The 18,626-nt window shown below is 54.7% G+C and carries 16 protein-coding genes and 2 tRNA genes; 11 read left to right on the top strand and 7 right to left on the bottom strand.

The features are described from left to right. Positions 1 to 479: 479 nt before the first annotated feature. Positions 480 to 557, bottom strand: a tRNA-Arg gene (locus E3E28_RS06595). A gap of 101 nt (positions 558 to 658) precedes the next feature. Here E3E28_RS06595 and E3E28_RS06600 point away from each other — a divergent pair. After that, positions 659 to 735, top strand: a tRNA-Gly gene (locus E3E28_RS06600). 76 nt (positions 736 to 811) lie between these two features. Here E3E28_RS06600 and E3E28_RS06605 read toward each other — a convergent pair. Both E3E28_RS06605 and udp read right to left on the bottom strand, forming a co-directional pair. Beyond that, positions 812 to 1,882, bottom strand: coding sequence for a hypothetical protein (locus E3E28_RS06605; protein ID WP_167914491.1), 1,071 nt, complete (start codon positions 1,880 to 1,882; stop codon positions 812 to 814). A 1-nt stretch (position 1,883) separates the two neighbouring features. Further along, positions 1,884 to 2,717: a uridine phosphorylase gene (udp, locus tag E3E28_RS06610; RefSeq protein ID WP_167914492.1), complete on the bottom strand. Its 834-nt coding sequence runs from the start codon at positions 2,715 to 2,717 to the stop codon at positions 1,884 to 1,886. Between the two features lie 63 nt (positions 2,718 to 2,780). Between udp and E3E28_RS06615 the strand changes: the two genes are divergently transcribed. From E3E28_RS06615 to E3E28_RS06650, 8 genes are all read left to right on the top strand, one after another. After that, positions 2,781 to 3,833, top strand: coding sequence for a pyridoxal-phosphate dependent enzyme (locus E3E28_RS06615; RefSeq protein WP_167914493.1), 1,053 nt, complete (start codon positions 2,781 to 2,783; stop codon positions 3,831 to 3,833). A gap of 34 nt (positions 3,834 to 3,867) precedes the next feature. Further along, positions 3,868 to 4,743 (top strand): MEMO1 family protein, encoded by an 876-nt coding sequence (locus E3E28_RS06620; protein WP_167915274.1) that lies wholly within the window; start codon positions 3,868 to 3,870, stop codon positions 4,741 to 4,743. A gap of 31 nt (positions 4,744 to 4,774) precedes the next feature. Continuing rightward, a complete protein-coding gene (locus E3E28_RS06625) occupies positions 4,775 to 5,050 on the top strand; it encodes a nucleotidyltransferase family protein (protein WP_167914494.1) in 276 nt (91 codons plus the stop codon). A 22-nt stretch (positions 5,051 to 5,072) separates the two neighbouring features. Next, complete coding sequence (locus E3E28_RS06630) at positions 5,073 to 6,077, top strand: mevalonate kinase (protein ID WP_167914495.1); 1,005 nt, start codon at positions 5,073 to 5,075, stop codon at positions 6,075 to 6,077. Next, positions 6,074 to 6,868: an isopentenyl phosphate kinase gene (locus tag E3E28_RS06635; RefSeq protein WP_167914496.1), complete on the top strand. Its 795-nt coding sequence runs from the start codon at positions 6,074 to 6,076 to the stop codon at positions 6,866 to 6,868. Before E3E28_RS06630 ends, E3E28_RS06635 begins: the two co-directional genes overlap by 4 nt. A 33-nt stretch (positions 6,869 to 6,901) precedes the next feature. Next, the gene (fni, locus tag E3E28_RS06640) at positions 6,902 to 8,023 is read left to right on the top strand and encodes a type 2 isopentenyl-diphosphate Delta-isomerase (protein ID WP_167915275.1); all 1,122 of its coding nucleotides are present in this window, start codon (positions 6,902 to 6,904) and stop codon (positions 8,021 to 8,023) included. Positions 8,024 to 9,022: 999 nt separating this feature from the next. After that, entirely contained in the window at positions 9,023 to 10,366 is a 1,344-nt protein-coding gene (locus E3E28_RS06645; protein ID WP_167915276.1) for an RNase J family beta-CASP ribonuclease, read from the top strand. 67 nt (positions 10,367 to 10,433) lie between these two features. Then, positions 10,434 to 11,465 (top strand): polyprenyl synthetase family protein, encoded by a 1,032-nt coding sequence (locus E3E28_RS06650; RefSeq protein WP_167914497.1) that lies wholly within the window; start codon positions 10,434 to 10,436, stop codon positions 11,463 to 11,465. Between the two features lies 1 nt (position 11,466). Here E3E28_RS06650 and E3E28_RS06655 read toward each other — a convergent pair whose 3' ends face one another. Further along, complete coding sequence (locus tag E3E28_RS06655; RefSeq protein WP_240921657.1) at positions 11,467 to 12,180, bottom strand: class I SAM-dependent methyltransferase; 714 nt, start codon at positions 12,178 to 12,180, stop codon at positions 11,467 to 11,469. A gap of 205 nt (positions 12,181 to 12,385) precedes the next feature. Between E3E28_RS06655 and E3E28_RS06660 the strand changes: the two genes are divergently transcribed. Next, positions 12,386 to 12,769, top strand: coding sequence for a hypothetical protein (locus E3E28_RS06660; RefSeq protein ID WP_167914498.1), 384 nt, complete (start codon positions 12,386 to 12,388; stop codon positions 12,767 to 12,769). On the opposite strand, the gene leuS is transcribed toward E3E28_RS06660, so the two are convergent. Beyond that, on the bottom strand, positions 12,757 to 15,654 hold the full coding sequence (gene leuS / locus E3E28_RS06665) for a leucine--tRNA ligase (protein WP_167914499.1): 2,898 nt from the start codon (positions 15,652 to 15,654) through the stop codon (positions 12,757 to 12,759). The genes E3E28_RS06660 and leuS overlap by 13 nt on opposite strands. Before the next feature lie 193 nt (positions 15,655 to 15,847). On the opposite strand from leuS, the gene E3E28_RS06670 reads away from it, so the two are divergent. Then, positions 15,848 to 16,864 carry a DUF835 domain-containing protein gene (locus E3E28_RS06670; RefSeq protein ID WP_240921658.1) on the top strand — a complete coding sequence of 339 codons (1,017 nt, stop codon included), beginning with the start codon at positions 15,848 to 15,850 and terminating at the stop codon, positions 16,862 to 16,864. A gap of 29 nt (positions 16,865 to 16,893) precedes the next feature. On the opposite strand, the gene E3E28_RS06675 is transcribed toward E3E28_RS06670, so the two are convergent. Both E3E28_RS06675 and E3E28_RS06680 read right to left on the bottom strand, forming a co-directional pair. After that, complete coding sequence (locus E3E28_RS06675) at positions 16,894 to 17,961, bottom strand: Xaa-Pro peptidase family protein (protein WP_167914500.1); 1,068 nt, start codon at positions 17,959 to 17,961, stop codon at positions 16,894 to 16,896. Positions 17,962 to 17,992: 31 nt separating this feature from the next. Beyond that, entirely contained in the window at positions 17,993 to 18,622 is a 630-nt protein-coding gene (locus E3E28_RS06680) for a phosphatase PAP2 family protein (protein ID WP_167914501.1), read from the bottom strand. Positions 18,623 to 18,626: the final 4 nt, after the last annotated feature.

Genomic DNA, 18,626 nt, shown 5'->3' on the forward strand with positions numbered 1-18,626 from the left:
CTTTGTGAAAGCTTGACCAAAACAGTATCCTTTTTATTAAATGAGCAGAGATTAGCCGTGCACTAACTAAAGGCAACTTTAAGAAGGGTTTATCTCTTGAATAACCATTTCAAAGCAGTTTCAACTTTGCTTTTGGCGTCCAAAGGACGCCGTTTGAAGAGTGAAACACTCACAAGCAAGCTTTTGGGAAAGGCTTCACCAAAAGTTAGTAGCTCCTCGCTGAGGACCCCAATAAAATCGATTTTACTCACAAAATCGCTCTTTCCAACTGGAGACCACAAAAACAGCACCCTACATGAGGGTTTACTCTCCCTTGACGCCCTTCGGGCGTCGATTCTAAAAGTAAACCTCTGCAAAAGGAACAATTGGAGAGGTTCTCACGCTCAAGACGACAAGTCAATGAGAAAAACTCACCTGAAATATCGCTTTCCAAAAGGGGCTACCAACTTTGATGAAACTTTGCGAAGGCAAAGTTTCGATGGCGCCCCGGCGGGGATTTGAACCCCGGACCTCGAGGTCCGCAGCCTCGCGCCCTATCCAGACTAGGCCACCGGGGCACTGCCCGCTAACCCTTCTCGGAAACGCTTTATAAATTTAACCTTTCCCAGAGACCGAAAAATTTATAAATGCTCCCCGGATGAGTTAGTATCGGGCCTGTGCGGTGGTAGTCTAGCCTGGCTAGGACAGCGGCCTGCCACGCCGCTGGCCCGGGTTCAAATCCCGGCCACCGCACCACAAACTTCTTCTGGGGCTTCATCTCAAAACAAGTTCTCTCTGTCTGCTCTCTTGATACATAAGAAAAGAACATCAGTTAGTTCTCACTGGAGTTTTCAACACTTTTTCCAAGCTCAAAGAGCTCCCTGGAAATCCTCCTCAGCCGTTCGTCGCCCTTTTCTTTGGCCTCCTCGAGCATCTCAAAGGCGAGGAACTTCAGAATCCTGCCCCTCTTCCATTCGTCAGTTGCCCATATCAGCGCGTTTCGTAGGAACTCCGTGTCAACTCCCCTCTCCTTGGTAACCTCATAGGCCACCATCAGCCTCGTTGCAGGGTTATGGGTCTTTTCGAGGTACTTCAGAACTAACTCAGGCTTGTCGAGGTTTTTTCTGGCCAGGAGCGACCCCAGGACATCCGAAACTTCAAGCTCCCGAAATATTTCCTCTGCCCTGGCCGTGTCTCCTGTTTCAAGAAGCCTAACGCCAATTTCCTCAAGGTAAAAGCTCCTGAAGGGCTCGGGAAGCCCCTTTGCGAGCTTCTCGGCTTCTTCAAGTTCACCCTCCTCAATGAGCTTTCTGATGTATTCGAACACGTAGTCCTCGGGCTCTGACTCCTCGCTTTCAAAAACCGGCTTCGGCGGTTCCCTCTTTGGACCCTCCGCTGACCTGTCCACTACCCCGCTCATGACTTCCCCCTTAATCCTGTGGAGCACCGAGCCGGGCATCAGCTTGCCGTCCTTGTAGATGATTCCGTATGGGAGGGGTTTGAGGTCCTCAAGGTCCCTCTCATCGAGTTTCAGGTCGCTCAATCGAATCTCAACGCCCTTGGTCGCTATGGCCCTCGCCAGGAAGTTGCTAACCGCCCTAAAGGCTTTCTTCCTCAGGAATGAGTTTCCAATCTTCCTCGCGGTTTCCAGGGCCTCTTTGAACTTTTCATTCTTGGAAAAAATGTAGGCCAGGGAGCGAAGCGCCTCGTCCCTAACCGAGGGTTCTTCAATGGACAGTGCCACCTCGAGGGCCCTCTCCGGTTCATCCGCGAGGGCTTCTGCGACCCATCTTAGTGCATAGGAGCGCCAGTAGGGGTCTTCTATCTTCCTTGCTTCCCCCTCTGCCCCCGCAACGTCCCCTTCGCTGAGGAGTTGCCTGACGAGTAACAGCCTCTCGTCCATCTCAACCCCTCAGCCCGGGGAACCATACCTTCTTTCCTTTCCTCTCTTTCTCCTCGTCCCACTCGGCGAGTATCTTCACGGCCTCGCTTGCCACCATCGCGGCTTCCTTCTCACCGGCCTTTCCGAACTCGTTCGTAACGCGGTTCGCAAACACTGCACAGACGCAACCGGCCCTAAGCCCGTAGATGTTGGCGAGGGTGTAGAGAGTGGCCGCCTCCATTTCAAAGTTCGTTACCCTCGCCTGTCTGAGGTCGTCCACTATGTTCCTCGCGAAGCTCGGGAAGTAGCCGTTCAGACCCGGTCTGCCCTGGCCAAGGTAGAAGCTGTCCGTCGAGGCCGTGATGCCGATGTGGTATCTAACTCCAAGGGTTTCGGCCGCCTCGATAAGAGCCAAAGTCACCTCAAGGTCCGCAACGGCTGGATACTCGACGCGGACGTACTGCTTTGAGGTTCCTTCGAGCCTCACCGCCGCCTTGGCTATAATCAGGTCGCCTATTTCCATTCCCGGCTGGATTGCACCAGTTGAACCAACCCTTATGAACGTGTCAGCGCCTATCGCCGCGAGCTCCTCGATGGCGATAGCGGTCGAGGGCCCGCCTATTCCCGTCGAGGTGACGCTTATTGGAACGCCCTTGTATTTGCCGGTGTGCGTTCTGTACTCCCTGTGAAAGGCTATCTCCCTCGCTTCATCCCAGAGGGAGCTTATCTTCGGCACTCTCTCCGGGTCGCCCGGCAGGAGAACGTAGCGCGCAACGTCACCTGGCTTGCAGGCTATGTGGTACTGGTAGCCTTCCTCGGTTTGTGGCCTTTCGGCTGAAATGAACTTCTCACCCATGGCAACCACCTTTTTAAGTTTCGATGTCTTTTATTCCACACCATCCCTAAAAAAGGTGATGCTATGCTACGCTGTTCCCGATGCGGGAGGACATACCCGGAAACCTTTCGCCTTACCTGCGACTGCGGGGGAACGCTCCTCGTCGAGAGTAACTTAAAGGCATTCACACCGGAGCCGTTCCTCGACGTGAGACGCTACCGCAGGCATCTGCCCGTTAACGGGAGAGTCATCCCGGTTCCAGCGATTACACCTGTAAGCGGGCTCGAAATCAACGGTGTTAAGGCCTTCTTTAAGCTTGACTACCTCCAGCCGAGCGGGTCCTTCAAGGACAGGGGCACCTGGGTTACGGTTTCAAAGTTGCTCAATGAGGGCATCACAGAGGTCGTCCTTGACAGCTCCGGGAACGTCGCGCTGAGCTTCGCACTCTACGGCCTTGCAAACGGAATCCGCGTTCATGCCTTCGTCTCCTACGATACGAGCCCCGGCAAGCTCTCGCTCCTCCAGGGGCTCGGTGCTGTTGTTCATTACGTTGACGGAGACAGAATGGCCGTCCACGAGCGCGCGGTCGAGTTCTCCGAGCGGAGCGGAATCACCTACGTCTCCCACTGGCTCAACCCCTACTTCCTGGAGGGCACCAAGACGGTGGCCTTTGAAATCTACGAGCAACTCGGAGTTCCCGACTGGGTTCTTGCCCCGACCGGAAGTGGAGCCCTCTTTCTCGGCCTCTGGAAGGGTTTCTCCGAACTAAAATCGATGGGGGAGATTGATAGACTTCCAAGGCTCGTCGCGGTTCAGGCTTCCGGCTACGAGAGCCTCTGCGAGCGCTCGGCAGTGAAAAACATCCTCGCTGAAGGGATAGCCATTCCCGAACCGCCGAGGCTCGACGAGATGAGAAAGGCTCTGAAAGAAACCGACGGGCTCTGCGTGAGCGTTGACGAGCTTGAAACGATGGGCGCGCTCAGCTGGCTTAAGAGGCATGGCTTTCTGGTCGAGCCAACGTCCGCCGTTGTTCTCTCCGCGCTGTGGAAGCTCATTGAAACGGACCTGGTTGAAAAAGGTGAACTCGTTGTTTTGCCTCTGACGGGGTCTGGACTTAAACTAACCCAAGGTATTTAAACTCTTGCGCCAACTAACTCCGGAGGTGGTGGCGATGATAAGGTACCCTGCAGTCGCGGGAAGCTTCTATCCATCTGACGAGACGCTCATCGAGATGCTGGGGGAGTTCTTCAGCGACCTTGGCGAGGAGGGTAGCGAGAGAAGGATAACAGCCGGAGTCGCACCCCACGCCGGCTACGTCTTTTCGGGCTACACAGCATCGAGAACATACAAGGCCATCTTCGAGGACGGCCTGCCGGAGACCTTCGTAATCCTCGGGCCGAACCATACAGGCCTCGGCTCGCCGATAGCGGTCTATCCTGAGGGAGAATGGCTGACACCACTCGGGAGCATCGAGGTCGATGCCGAGATGTCCAAGGCGATAGCGAAGCTCTCGGGCATAGCGGACTTGGACGAACTCGCGCACAGGTACGAGCATTCCATCGAGGTTCAGGTGCCCTTCATTCAGTACCTTGCCGAGCTCGCGGGTAAAAAAGTCAAAATCGTCCCGATAACCCTCGGCATTCAGGACGAGGAGGTTTCAAGGGCCCTCGGAAAGGCGATATTCGAGGCGAGCGAGGAACTCGGCAGGGACGTCGTGGTCATAGCGAGCACCGACTTCATGCACTACGGCCCGGCCTACGGCTACGTGCCCTTCAGAGCGAGGGCCGACGAGCTCCCGCACAGGATAAAGGAGTGGGACTTCAGGCTGATAAGGAGAATCCTTGACTTCGACGTTGACGGCCTGTTTAGAGAGCTCCGCGAGATGAGGCACACGATGTGCGGGCCCGGGGCCGTTGGGACTGCCATCGTTTACTCCCGTCTCGCCGGGGCGCTTGAGGCGGAGCTTTTGCACTACACGACGAGCTACGAGGTCAGCAGGAGCACCGAGGCGGTCGTTGGCTACGCGAGCATCGTGATGAGGAAGTGAAGTTTTAATAGTTCCCCTCCTATTTTCTACCATGAACATCGACGATGCCGTGAGAAAAATCCTCCAGCTCGGCGGTGACAGGGTGAAGTTCGTCATTCTCTTCGGCTCCCACGCGAGGGGGGAGGTGAGGAGGGACAGCGACGTTGATATCCTCGTGGAGTCTGAAAGGCCCGTTGGGTTGATAACGTTCGTTCGCCTTCAGGAATACCTTGAGGGGCTCCTCGGGGTTAAGGTTGACCTCGTAACGAAAAACGCTCTAAAAAAGCGCCTCAAAGAAAGGATTCTGGAAGAGGTGAAATACGCATGAAGAAACTCCTGGAGGGTCAAAGATGAGGGTTCTGGCATCTGCCCCTGCTAAAATTATCCTCTTCGGCGAGCACAGCGTTGTCTATGGAAAGCCCGCGATTGCCGCCGCGATAAACCTGAGAACCTACGTATGGGCCGAGTTCAACGACAGGGGAGCAATCAGGATAGAGGCCAAGGACATACGGGTTCCCGGTTTGACAGTTTCCTTCTCGGAGGACGAGATTTACTTCGAGAGCGATTACGGGAAAGCCGCAGAGGTCCTCAGCTACGTCCGCCAGGCGATAGAGCTCGTGAAGGACGAGGCTGGAAAGAACGGAAGGGGCATCACCGTCTCGATAACGTCTCAGATTCCAGTTGGGGCTGGCCTCGGTTCATCTGCCGCCGTAGCGGTTGCCACAATCGGCGCGGTTTCAAAGCTCCTCGGTCTCGAGCTGACCAACGAGGAAATCGGAAAGCTCGGCCACAGGGTTGAACTCCTCGTTCAAGGAGCATCGAGCGGTATCGACCCGACGGTCTCGGCGATAGGTGGCTTTATTCACTACGAGAAGGGAAACTTCGAGCACCTCCCCTTCACTGAGCTTCCCATAGTTGTCGGTTACACGGGCTCCAGCGGTTCAACAAAGGAACTCGTAGCGATGGTGAGGAGGACCTACGAGGAGATGCCGGAGATAGTCGAGCCCGTCCTCGTTGCGATGGGCAAGATAGTGGAGAAGGCCCGGGAGGTTCTCCTTTCAGACCTCGACGAGAGCCTTCGCTTCGAGAGGCTTGGAAGGCTGATGAACATCAACCACGGCCTCCTTGATGCCCTCGGCGTTTCGACGAAAAAACTCAGTGAGCTGGTCTATGCAGCGAGAACCGCCGGGGCTTTGGGGGCCAAGATAACCGGGGCCGGTGGAGGTGGCTGTATGTACGCCCTCGCTCCGGAGAAACAGAGCGAGGTAGCCACTGCGATAACGATAGCGGGTGGAACGCCGATGATAACCGAGATAAGCAGGGAAGGCCTTAGGATAGAGGAGGTGATTCCGTGATAATCGTCAAGCTCGGCGGAAGCGTCTTCAGCGACAAATCCGGTGAGCCCGAGAACTTCAGGGAGAACGTTGTCCGTTCAATAGCGGAGGAGATTAAGAGATTCTATCCCGAGGAGGACTTCATAATAGTTCACGGTGGCGGGAGCTTTGGTCACCACTATGCCAAGGAATACAGAATCCGGGACGGACTCCTTGGGTTATCAGAGGAAAACCTTTTCTGGCGCAAGAAGGGTTTCTCTCTAACCCACCACGCCATGTTGCGGGCGAGCATGAAAATCGTTGAAGCCTTCATTGAGAGAGGCCTCCCCGCGGTCTCCGTCTCGAGTTCCTCTGTGTTCCTCATGGATTCCAACAAGGTTGTCTACGGTGATGTTGAGCCCGTGAGGAAGCTGATTGAAACGGGGTTCATCCCCGTCCTTTTCGGAGATGTGGCAGTTGACCTCGCTCGGGGCGTTGATATACTCTCCGGCGACCAGATAGTTACCTACCTCACCAAGCTCTTCAGGCCGAGGAAGGTAATTTTCCTGATGAGCGTCGACGGAATCTACGACGGAAAACCGGGCGAGGGGACCCTACTCTTTGAACTTTCCCCGGATGAAATAGACAACCTCATAAAGCGTCTCGCTGGGTCTGCAGGAACCGATGTAACGGGAGGAATAATAAACAAGCTAAGGGAAGCGAAGGAGATAGCGCGTTTCGCGGAGGTCTGGTTCGTCAACGGCCTCGTCCCTGGCAGGTTGGAAGGTGCGATAAAGGGCGACGGCTTCGGGACGAGGATTCCAAAAGCCTAATAATCCTCCTGAGAAGTTTTGGCGGTGGTTGGAATGGAGGAGTTTGATAGGGAGGAGCTGACCATCATCAGGAAGTTCGAGCACATAGAGCACTGCCTCAAGAGGAACGTTCAGGCTCACGTTTCCAACGGTTTTGAGGACGTGCACTTCGTCCACATGAGTCTGCCCGAGATTGACAAGGATGAAATCGATTTGAGCGTCGAGTTCCTCGGGAGGCGCTTTGACTACCCGATTTTCATAGCGGGAATGACCGGTGGAACGAAGGGTTCCCAGCTCGCCGGAAGGATAAACAAGACCCTCGCGAAGGCGGCGCAGGAGCTCAACATACCGATGGGCGTCGGCAGTCAGAGGGCGATGATAAGGAAACCTGAAACCTGGGAGAGCTACTACGTTAGAGATGTAGCTCCGGACGTCTTCCTCGTCGGCAACCTTGGGGCACCGCAGTTCTCCGAAACCATCCCGGAGCGCTACGGCATAGAGGAGGCTTTAAAGGCCGTCGAGACGATTCAGGCGGACGCTCTGGCGATACACATGAACCCCCTGCAGGAGAGCGTCCAGCCCGAGGGGGACACGCAGTACAGGGGTGTTCTCAAAGCTTTGGCTGAACTCAAGGCGGAGTTTCCCTACCCGATAATAGCGAAGGAAACAGGAGCGGGGGTTTCCAGGGAGGTCGCGATTAGACTGGAGAGCATTGGAATCGATGCGATAGACGTGGGTGGTCTCGGAGGGACAAGCTGGAGCGCGGTCGAGTACTACCGCGCAAAGGACGAGCTCGGAAGGAACCTCGCGCTCCGCTTCTGGGACTGGGGGATTAAGACCGCTATAAGCGTCGCCGAGGTTCGCTATTCGACTGACCTGCCGATTATAGCAACGGGAGGAATGCGCGACGGGATAACGATGGCCAAAGCCCTCGCGATGGGCGCGACATTTGCGGGGGTGGCGTTACCCCTCCTCAAGCCCGCTGTGAAGGGCGACGTCGAGGGCGTCATCAAAATCCTGAGGCGCTACATCGAGGAGATAAGGAACTCGATGTTCCTCGTTGGTGCCAAAAACGTCGAGGAGCTGAGGAGGGTCCCGCTCGTCATCACGGGCTTCACGAGGGAGTGGCTCGAGCAGAGGATTGACCTGCCAACATACCTAAAAATTAGGGGGTGATTATTGTTGGATATCTCCCCAGTGGAGATTTCTCGATTTTTGGTTATTATAGTTGGTCTTTATGGCTCTTATAAAGACATTAAAAATAGCCGTCTTATAATACGCCGGAATGCTCTTAGTAGTTCCATAATCTACCAGAGAACTTTAAAGTCTCTTGAGAATAAAATGTATAACGTTTTGTTTGGTAAACCTAATTCGAGAGAGCGGATTATTCTGCTAACAGCCCCTCTTGGCGTTGTAGTTGCTGTAATGTTTTACATCATACACTACATCAAAAGTTCAGGAGTTGATGATTTTCAGGGGTTCCTACTGGAGTTTTTTATTAATAGTGACAAGGGCATTAACTTTGTGAGTTACATTGCTATCTTGATGATGTATCTATGGTTATTTTTTAAACTATTAAACTATATTATAGAAGATCCTTACGGAGATATCCATCTAAAGCTCCACTTATGTCATTCCATGAGAAACTTTTGTACCAATTAGTTGAGATACTGATGGAATTGTTTTCTGTCATTATCATCTCTGGCATGATCCTGTACGCACTGGGACTTTATGCTTTATACTTACAATTCAGAGACGCTTCTTATATATACAGTATTGTGATAACTATTTTGTTTCTGGCATTGTTTTTCATGTATATCCTACGGGATTACTTAAGATTGAGAAGTTCTATATTGGGAATGGCAGGATATAGTCTTATACTGCATGGTCATATAAGTCCCCCAAAGGTGAAAGTTGTTCTAAAAAATGGGCGTGAAATTCTCGGACAAGTAGTTCCACCGTATACTGATAAAAACGTGATGGTTGTCTTACATTTTCCATATTTTTCAGATACTCCACGAGTACTCAATTATATCCCCTGGGATGAAATTTCATGTTTTGAACTTTATGAGATTGACGAATCCTAAAATGCACACCTTTTTAAACCCTCGTTCAGAGTAATGTCCAACGCAGCCCCGCGCCTCAGGAGGGGCCCGGGGCGGGAGGATGATTGAGATGATAAAGGTCTACACAATCAGCGGTTACGAGGAAGTCGGTAAGAACATGACGGCCGTTGGCTACTCCGACGGCAGGAAGGAGGAAGTCGTGATAATCGACATGGGCATAATGCTCGACAGAGTCATGATTCACGAGGACACGAGCATTCAGAAGTTCTCCGACAAGGAACTCCAGAAGCTCGGCGCGATTCCGGACGATAGAATCCTGTGGAAGAGCCGGAACAAGAAGGTCGTCGCGATTACGCTCACCCACGGCCACCTCGACCACATCGGCGCGATAGCCAAGCTCGCCCCGCACTACCCGGATACACCCGTCTACGGAACACCCTACACGATTAAGCTCGCCAAGGGCGAGGTCAAGAGCGAGGAGTACTTCGAGGTCAAGAACCCGATGTACGAGACGAACTACGGCGAGATAGTCCAGGTGAGCGAGAACCTCGCGATTGAGTTCATTCGCATGACCCACTCGATTCCGCAGGCTTCCATGGTGGCGATACACACACCGGAAGGCGTCGTTCTCCACACCGGTGACTTCAAGTTCGACAACAACAACCCGCTCGGCGAGAGGCCCGACTACAAAAGGCTGAAGGAGCTCGGGAAGGAGGGCGTCAAGGTTCTCATAGCGGAATCAACGCGCGTTGCCGAACCCACGAAGACGCCGAGCGAGGCAGTGGCTCAAATGCTTCTCGAGGACTTCTTCCTCTACGAGGGCATGGACGAGAAGGGATTGATAGCGACGACCTTCGCGAGCCACATCTTCCGCCTTCAGGAGCTCATCTGGATAGCCAGCAAGATGGGCAGGCAGGCGGTTCTCGTTGGTCGCTCCCTCGCGAAGTACACGGGCATAGCGAAACAGCTCGGCCTCATAAAGATGAAGGGAGCAAGGGCCGTCAGGAGCCCCAACGCCGTCAGGAAGGTCCTTAAAGAGGTTTCTCAGGCGAGGGAGAACTATCTACTCATAGTTACCGGCCATCAGGGCGAACCCGGAGCGGTATTGACCAGAATGGCGGACGGCGAGCTCTACGACATCGGAAAGGACGACACCGTCGTCTTTTCAGCTGGAACGATACCGAACCCGCTCAACTACGCCCAGCGCTACAAGCTCGAGACCAAGCTCAAGATGCGTGGCGTGAGAATGATTAAGGACCTCCACGTTTCCGGCCACGCGAGCAGGGAAGACCACCGCTACCTCATAAGGCTCCTCAACCCCGAGAACATCGTCCCGGCCCACGGCGAGTTCAGGATGCTCACCCACTACGCAGAGCTGGCCGAGGAAGAGGGCTACATGATTGGAAGGGACGTCTTCGTGTCAAGGAACGGCTACGTCGTCGAGATTCCGTGAGGGCAAAGCTGATAAAGACTTGTCCCATTTTTCCTTTGATTGCTTTCATCACTCACGGGGTGGTAACATGGGGAAGTATGATGAACTCTTTAGCAGGGTTAAAACCAAGGCTAAGGTCGTCGACGAGAAAATCTTCGAGCTCATCCCTGAGAGGGAGCCCAAGAACCTCTACGATGCCGCGCGTCACTATCCGCTCGCAGGTGGCAAAAGGGTTCGCCCTTTCGTCGTTCTCAGAGCAACGGAAGCAGTTGGCGGTGACCCTGAGAAGGCGCTCTATCCAGCGGCCGCGGTGGAGTTCATTCACAACTACTCCCTCGTCCACGACGACATAATGGACATGGACGAGCTGAGGCGCGGAAGGCCGACCGTTCACAAGGTCTGGGGCGTCAACATGGCTATCTTGGCTGGCGATTTGCTGTTTTCAAAGGCCTTCGAAGCGATAGCCAGGGCTGAGGTAAGCCCCGAGAAGAAGGCGAGAATCCTTGATGTTCTCGTGAAGACCTCAAACGAGCTCTGCGAGGGTCAGGCGCTCGACATAGAGTTCGAGACGAGGGACGAGGTAACGGTTGACGAGTACCTCAGGATGATTAGCGGAAAGACGGGGGCGCTCTTCGACGGCTCGGCAACGATAGGCGCAATCGTCGGCACCGACAATGAGGAGTACATCCGGGCCCTCTCGAAGTGGGGAAGGAACGTGGGGATAGCCTTCCAGATATGGGACGACGTGCTCGATTTGATTGCCGACGAGGAGAAGCTTGGAAAGCCCGTCGGAAGCGACATAAGGAAGGGCAAGAAGACGCTCATAGTCAGCCACTTCTTCCAGCACGCGAGCGAGGAGGACAAGGCCGAGTTCATGAAGGTTTTTGGAAAGTACGCCGGCGACGCCAAGGGCGACGCGCTTATCCACGACGAGAGGGTAAAGGAAGAGGTAGCGAAGGCTATCGAACTCCTCAGGAAGTACGGTAGCATAGACTACGCCGCTCAGTACGCCAAGAACCTCGTGAAGGAAGCCAACGAGGCGCTAAAGGTTCTCCCCGAGAGCGAGGCGAGGAAAGACCTTGAACTCCTCGCCGAGTTCCTTGTCGAGAGGGAGTTCTGATTCACTCTCCCTTTTGTACAATCAGCCACCCCACAGGAGGATGCTCCGCCCCGGCCTTCCAATTTTCATAGGCTCTCCCCCACCTTCTCAAAAGCTCGGCGCGCTTTTCCTCGTCTTCTACCTTCTCCACATACTCCCTGGGAATGTAGGCGAGGTAGTGTGGCAACTCGGGCTCGAACGTCCCTCTCTTGATTACATCTCCCCCTGCCTGCTCAACGAGTTCGATGAGCTTTTCAAGCGTCGGGTAGTGGAGGTCGTCCTTCTCGCCGAACAGCGCCTCAAAGATTTCCTCGCGCAGGTTGTAGAGCTCGAGGTGTGTCCTCTGTCGCTCGTTGTTCGCCACTGGAAGGCTCTCCGCGATGAATACCCGCTCCGAGACACGGAGCATCTCTGATATGGCTTTAACCATCGTCTCTTCGTTCTTCAGGCTCCTGACTCCGTGAACGAGAACCGCCAAGTCGAAGGTTCTGAACGGAAACGGCAACTCCCGTGCGTCGAGCTTGAGCGGTATTATCCTGTGCTTTACGCCGGCAGATGATGTTACCTCCTCGAAGAAGCGCCAGCGGGAGCGGTCAACCGCAACGACACGGCCGGTCTCACCAACGAGATAAGCGAGGGGAACGGTGGTTAAGGCATGGGCGCCACATCCCACTTCAAGGACGTTCATTCCCTCCCGGATAGGCGCGAAGCGGAGGACGCGGAAGCGTTCGAGCATTTCGACATGGAGCCAATCCGAAGGAAGCGGTGGCTCGTTCCGGGGTGGGATTTTTGAAAGAACTTCTCTCTTAAATGTTTCCTCGCTAACAGGCATGGAAAACACCGAAAAGGGCTAACAGGCTTCTCTTTAAGGCGTTTTCGGAGAAAAGGTTTTATAAGTTGAGGGAGTATTAATAGTAACCCGAAATTTTTAGGTGGTTTCGATGAAAAGCCTGTCGACAAATGATATGTTGACCTTCTTCGGGGACGTTTTTCTAGTATTCCTTCTGGGAACTGTGGCGAGTGCGCTCATCTACACCCTGGTTGGTTGGTCGAGTAGCTGGCTGGGAATTAACAACGGCGCTTGGGAAGCGATTGCATCAATTACCATCGCGCTCTTGGGCGTTTCCGTGTTCCAGCGTGGAACACTCTCCACCCTAAATGGAGGTTTGCCGAGGTTTGCCCTCTATGCATTGGTTTCATGTATCCCGGTTCTCTTCCTCTTAGGTTACTGGCCGGTTGGTAGTCTCTTTCTGGGTTTTCTTGGAGGTTATGTAGAAAAGGAAATCGGGAAAAATTGCAAAACCGATACCCTTCACTCAACATAAACCGCCGGTTTCAACGGCATCGCCTGCTTCTTCTTTCCTCCCTTATCTTCATCGGGGTTGATTATCAGCTCGACGCCAAGTTCCTTCTCTATGAAATCCTTCGCTTCCCTCAAAGCTTTCTCCTCGTCTATCCTCTTGACCTCGAAGGCCCGCTCCTTTATAAGGCGCTGTATCAGCTTGCTGACCGCCTTGCCGTGCTTCCTCATCTCCGGGTCCTTCATCAGCTCCCCCATCGCCGACTTGAAGTCCCTCTTCTCGGCGACGACCTCAACGACCCTCCACTTCCACTCTGGGGCAGTGTAGACGTAGACCCTGCTTGGGTTCTCTATCTTCGCAACGCGGATTATCTCCTTGACGTCCTCGATGAAGGCCTTAACGAACTCCTCTTCCGCCTCTACCGTCTCGTCCCACCACTCGGGGACGGGCTCGGGCCAGGGGGCGAGGCTGACGAAGCCCTCTCCTCCAAGCTTCTCCCAGAGTTCTTCGCTGATGTGTGGCGTGAACGGCGCCATGAGCCTGACCCAGATTTCCGCGAGCTTTCTCAGCACGTAGCGCTTGGCCTTGTCGTCCCTTCCCTCGGTTCTGCGCATGTACCAGCGCAGGTCGTTTAGAACGGTGTAGAACGCCCACTGAACTGCCGTCCTCGTCCTGAACTCCTCAAGGGCTTTGGTGGTTCCCTCGATGGCCTTGTTAAGGCGGTGGAGCATCCAGCGGTCGATGTTCTTGAGCTCGGCTTCCTCGGCCTCGTAGCTTGAGAACTCGCTTATCAGCTCGTAGAAGCGCTCGACCTGCCTGCGGAGCTTTCCGACCTCCTTCCTGCGCCAGTCGAAGTCGCTGTCGTGCTCGGCGAGACCCATTATGTAGAGCCTGACGACGTCTGCCCCATTCTCCTCTATGGCATCTATGAAGTTCAGCACGTTGCCCTTGCTCTTGCTCATCTTCTGGCCCTCGAGCGTTCCGAAGCCGTTTACAGCGATTCCCTTCGGCCAGTGCTCGCGCCTGAATATAGCCGTGTGGTTGAATATGAAGAACGTCAGGTGGTTCGGAATGAGGTCCTTAGCTGAACAGCGCCAGTCGAGCGGGTACCAGTACTCGAACTCCTCCTTCATCTCGTGGGTTGTCTCCGCCGGGATTCCGGTCTTCTCCTCAAGCTCCTTCTCGCGCTCCTCGCTGAAGTCCTCGCGGAAGATGTAGTCGAAGAACTCCCTCGTGAGCTTCTCGGGGTCGAGTCTGCCCTCCTCGCGGAGCTTGTTTATGTGCCTGCTTATCGTGTAGTAGGCCATGTAGATGGTTGAGTCGCTCAGGCTCTCGATGACCCACTCCGGGTCCCAGGGCAGGGGCGTTCCGAGGCCGACCTTTCTGGCACAGGCCTTCTTGTCGAGCCAGTCTATAACCGCCTCGAACTGCGCGCGCCTGCTCTCGGGGTAAATCGTCATGTTTGCCAAAGCTTCTCTCGCCTTCTCTTTCCACTCGGGGTTTCCGTAGTCTATGAACCACTGGTCGTGGATTATCTTGATGACGGCCTGGTTGCCGAAGCGCGAGATGACGGGCTTCTCCGCGAACTCGTACATTATCTCGGCAATGCCCTTCTCCATCAGCTCCTTGGCTATGAGGTCCTTTACCTCCTGAACTGGCTTGCCTTTGTAAGGCTCAATCTTGAAGCGCCCCTTGTGGTACTCGGCCTTGTAGATGTTCTTCGTCGCTTCCTCGAGCTTTTCTTTGTCCTTCTGGCTCTTCACGCCGAGCCTCTCGACTTCCTCAACGGCCGGGAACTCGCCGTAGCCCTCAAGCTCTATCAGCGAGATGTAGGTGATGTCCTCCAAGACGCGCGGGTCTATGTCGAACTTGAGGAGCAGTTCGGTTTCCTTCTTGAGGTCTTCGAGGGCTATGTGGTCGAAGGGGGCATGCGCTGGAACGCTCATTACTACTCCAGTCGCGTTGTCCGGGTCAACGAACTCCGCCGGCAGAATGATGACCTCGTCGCCCGTTACCGGGTTCTTTACGTATTTTCCTATGAGCTTCTCGCCCTTGAACTCCTCGATGACCTCTATCTCTCTGTCCTGGAATGAGAGCTTGTAGGCCGCTTCCTTGCTGATTATCCAGGTCTCTTCCCTGTCACCGCGCCTGACTTTGGCTTTGACGTAGGTGGCGTTGGGGTTGAGCCACATGTTGGTTACTCCATAGACGGTCTCCGGTCTGAGCGTCGCGGCCGGGAGGTAGATTTTCTCACCGTTCTCCTCGAGGATGAACTTGATTATCACGTATTCGAGAATCTGAACGTCTTCACCTTCCATTATGTCGTGGTCGCCGAGGGGAGTTCCGACTACCGGGTCCCAGCGGACGCGATGCGCGCCCTTAACCACCAGTCCCATGTCCTTGAGCGTCCAGAACTGCCACTCTATGAACTTGCTGAAGGGCGGGAACAGAGAGGTGGTGTGGAATTCCCTTGTCCAGTCCACGCTGAAGCCGGCCCTTATGAAGGTCTCCTTCGCGGCCTTCATGAAGTACTTGACGATTTCCTTGGGGTCCTCGAACTTCCAGAGTATCTCCTCGGGCACCTTGTAGACGTCGCGGTAGATGTGTATCGTCTTGGGGTCGCGGTTCTTTATACGCTCGGCGATTCCGACTATCGGCGCGCCGGTGATGTGCCACGCCATCGGAAAGAGCACGTTGTAGCCCTGCATGCGCTTAAAGCGAGCTATGACGTCGGGAATCGTGTAGGTTCTCGCGTGGCCGACGTGGAGGTGGCCGGAAAGGTACGGGAAGGCGACCGTTATGTAGAACTTCTTCTCCTTGGGCTTCGCGTTTCTGTCGGGTTCGAAAACTCTCTCCTCAAGCCAGCGCTTCTGCCACTTCTCCTCAATGGCCTTGAAGTCAACTTTCATGTCCAAAACCTCCTCAAGGTTTTTCCAAAAGAGCGGGAGTCAAGAATAGGGGGGTTATCGATGAAATCAGGCACCGATGTGATTCCAGTGGAGAAGACACTCCCCCCTCATCGGCATCGGTGCGAGTAACGGCTTTGGGTATTTAAGGTTTTTGGGCCCTAAAACTCTTAAGGGGTAACGTTGAGTTCGAACCATGCCTCAGGTCGTGGAAATTGAGTCAGTAATGCTCGCGGTCAGCCTTGTGACGTCTGGATACCTGCTCATCCGGGCACTGCGTGAGAGGTCGCTTGCGCTATTCTCTGCATCGTTGGGCTGGGCTTTTCTCTTCGTCCACGTTTTCATCAGGCTCTTCGTTGACCAGGCCGTTGCCGAGGCGTTTCTGTACTTCTTCGCCCTTGGAGTTTCCCTGTACGTTGTTCTCCTCATAAAGGAGATGCACCCGACCAAAACTTACCTCTTCGCCTTCTACATGCTGACCCCGATATCTCACGTTATCTACCGCTTCCTGGAGGTCTTTGGATACTCCATACCCAAGGGGATTGGTGGCATCGCCAACGACTCGGGCATTATGTTACTCGTCACCGCTTACATCGCCTACCGCGCCTTCCGCAGGCCCCTTCTCTCAATCTCGGTCGTTCCCGTTGCGGTCGTCTTTCTAGCCTATAAGGCACTTCGCGGAACCCTCCTGGGGCTCGGGCTGATGACCCTCGGGGCGCTCGTGTTCTCGATAGCAACAATCCGGGTTACGAGCATGGGGCTCTTCAAAGGTGGAAGCGTTCCCGAGGTGGACGTCACGGGGCTCGTCATAGTTGACAGTCGGAAGCTTAAATCCCTCTTCGAGAAGTACATGGATTCTCCCGTTCTGCTCATAACAAGGGAGGAGGGAGAGTTCCCCGAGAACTGGTCAGTCTTCCGGATTTCCGCGGTTCCCTTCGAGAATTCCATCCCCCCTACAGCGCTTGAGAGGCTGAGGCATATCATAGTCCAGTACCTGGTTGAGGCTGAGAAGAGTGGTGGGAGGGGCCTTGTAATTATCGACTGCCTTGATTTCCTGTTCCTTTACAATGATAAGCTTACGGTCCTAAAGTTCCTTGGGGATGTGCGGGACCATGCGATAGTGCATGAGGGTGTTGTATTCGTTGCCGTCGGCGACTCAATTGACGCCCACACGAGACGCCTTATCGAAAAGTTGAGTGATGGGAAGGTTTAGCTCCGGTCCAAAATAAAACTAACGGAGACTTAGAGGACGATTAAGTCTCGCCTTGCGCCTGTTAACCTTCTTCCCCTTCCCTCCACGACGACGTCGTCCTCTATTCTCACCCCTCCGAGCCCAGGGACGTAGATTCCGGGCTCTATCGTGAAGGTCATGCCGTTCTCGAGGACGACCTCTCCGTCGGGTCCAATGTAGGGTTCCTCATGGACATCCAGGCCCAACCCGTGGCCGGTTCTGTGGGTGAAGTACTCCCCATAACCGGCCTCTTCTATGGTTCTCCTCGCGGTTCCGTCGATTTCCTTAGCCTTCACGCCCTCCCGAACGGCCTGAAAGGCCCTCTCCTGCGCCTCCCAAACGATTTCATAAATCTTCACGAGTCTCTCGTCGGGCTCTCCGAGGGCTATCGTCCTCGTTATGTCGGAGCAGTAGCCCTTCCACCTCGCCCCGTAGTCGAGTATCACCACCTCACCCTTCCTCAGCTTCCTGTTGCCTGGCTCGTGGTGTGGATTCGCCCCGTTCTCACCGGAAGCGACTATCGGCTCGAAGGAAATCCCATCCGAGCGCTCCCTTATCGCGAGCTCTATCTTCAAAGCCAGCTCCCTCTCGGTCATCCCGACCAAATCCCAGCTCAGGATTTCTTCGAAGACCTCATCAACGACCTTCGCCGCTTTCTCCATGAGCCTTATCTCCTCTGGGTCCTTCCTCATCCTGAGCTCCCTAATAACGATGCCCAGGGGATAGGGCCTCATCCTTACCGTCCTGCCAATCTCGATGAGCCAGTCCGCGCGCATGGTGTTCTCGATAAGGATTTTGCCGTCGCTTATACCGAGCTCGTGGGCAATCGTTGCGAGTTTTGCGTAGGGGTTCTCGCCGTCGCGCCAGAAGGTAACGGGCACGTCACTCAGGACATTCTCGTAGAGGCTCGGAACGAGGAGGTGAAACTCTCCGTCGGCGTTTAAAGCCAGAATCGTTGGTCTCTCCCCTGCCTCGTGGATTCTTATGCCAGTTAAGTAGTAGAAGTTTGAGCCCGGACTGACGAGCGCTCCATCGAATCCCCTCTCCTTCATCAGCTTCGCGAGCTTTTCGATTCTCATGCCACCACCAAGGTTATTTCTTGGGCTGACCTTAAACCCTTTTCTCAAGCCCCACCGCGACGAGCGCCACGAGAAAGCCCGCCACCGCGTCCCAGACCCAGTGTTCACCGAGGAGAACCGTCGAGATTGGGACGAGCGCGAGGAAAACTGCAAGCGGGATGTTTTCCTTCCTCTTAACTTCCAGAACCGAGAGCAGGCCGATGAAGGCCAGCGTACAGTGAGGAGATGGGAGAACGAACTCGGGCCGAGCGGTCCAGTCGTTGGGCGCGTAGCGCCCAGGGAGGTCGTAGACCACGTGGGGCGCGTGGACGTGCAATATCAGAAAGGACAGGGCCAGGATTCCAAAGCCGAGGGCGAACCTGAAGGCGAGTCTCTTTGCCCGCTCTGGGTCGGTGAAGGTTAGGTAGAGCGCCGGGAGCCAGAAGCTACCCGCGAATCCGGCCCTATAAACCGCTCTCATGAATGCGTGAAGGAAGCGGTGGGAGACCGTCCAGCTCACGAGGGAATACTCGAAGCGGTAAGATGTTAAGGGCAATTGAAGGAGGGAACGGGTAACGTCGGCGCTCCAGCGCCCGATGAATGGATAGACCAGGGCATAGGCGTCCCAGGAGAGGTAAACCACGAGGAAGAGGAGGATGAGCCTCAACCGTTTTCCCGTCATCGAC

Origin of the sequence: Thermococcus sp. 21S9, assembly GCF_012027635.1 — an archaeon.
Lineage (GTDB): Archaea > Methanobacteriota_B > Thermococci > Thermococcales > Thermococcaceae > Thermococcus.

What these genes read in the sequence shown, in the direction of transcription:
- E3E28_RS06605 (WP_167914491.1), bottom strand. Translation starts at nt 1,882, where the DNA reads ATGGACGAGAGGCTGTTACTCGTCAGGCAACTCCTCAGCGAAGGGGAC.
- udp (WP_167914492.1), bottom strand. Translation starts at nt 2,717, where the DNA reads ATGGGTGAGAAGTTCATTTCAGCCGAAAGGCCACAAACCGAGGAAGGC.
- E3E28_RS06615 (WP_167914493.1), top strand. Translation starts at nt 2,781, where the DNA reads ATGCTACGCTGTTCCCGATGCGGGAGGACATACCCGGAAACCTTTCGC.
- E3E28_RS06620 (WP_167915274.1), top strand. Translation starts at nt 3,868, where the DNA reads ATGATAAGGTACCCTGCAGTCGCGGGAAGCTTCTATCCATCTGACGAG.
- E3E28_RS06625 (WP_167914494.1), top strand. Translation starts at nt 4,775, where the DNA reads ATGAACATCGACGATGCCGTGAGAAAAATCCTCCAGCTCGGCGGTGAC.
- E3E28_RS06630 (WP_167914495.1), top strand. Translation starts at nt 5,073, where the DNA reads ATGAGGGTTCTGGCATCTGCCCCTGCTAAAATTATCCTCTTCGGCGAG.
- fni (WP_167915275.1), top strand. Translation starts at nt 6,902, where the DNA reads ATGGAGGAGTTTGATAGGGAGGAGCTGACCATCATCAGGAAGTTCGAG.
- E3E28_RS06645 (WP_167915276.1), top strand. Translation starts at nt 9,023, where the DNA reads ATGATAAAGGTCTACACAATCAGCGGTTACGAGGAAGTCGGTAAGAAC.
- E3E28_RS06650 (WP_167914497.1), top strand. Translation starts at nt 10,434, where the DNA reads ATGGGGAAGTATGATGAACTCTTTAGCAGGGTTAAAACCAAGGCTAAG.
- E3E28_RS06655 (WP_240921657.1), bottom strand. Translation starts at nt 12,180, where the DNA reads ATGCTCGAACGCTTCCGCGTCCTCCGCTTCGCGCCTATCCGGGAGGGA.
- E3E28_RS06660 (WP_167914498.1), top strand. Translation starts at nt 12,386, where the DNA reads ATGAAAAGCCTGTCGACAAATGATATGTTGACCTTCTTCGGGGACGTT.
- leuS (WP_167914499.1), bottom strand. Translation starts at nt 15,654, where the DNA reads ATGAAAGTTGACTTCAAGGCCATTGAGGAGAAGTGGCAGAAGCGCTGG.
- E3E28_RS06670 (WP_240921658.1), top strand. Translation starts at nt 15,848, where the DNA reads ATGCCTCAGGTCGTGGAAATTGAGTCAGTAATGCTCGCGGTCAGCCTT.
- E3E28_RS06675 (WP_167914500.1), bottom strand. Translation starts at nt 17,961, where the DNA reads ATGAGAATCGAAAAGCTCGCGAAGCTGATGAAGGAGAGGGGATTCGAT.
- E3E28_RS06680 (WP_167914501.1), bottom strand. Translation starts at nt 18,622, where the DNA reads ATGACGGGAAAACGGTTGAGGCTCATCCTCCTCTTCCTCGTGGTTTAC.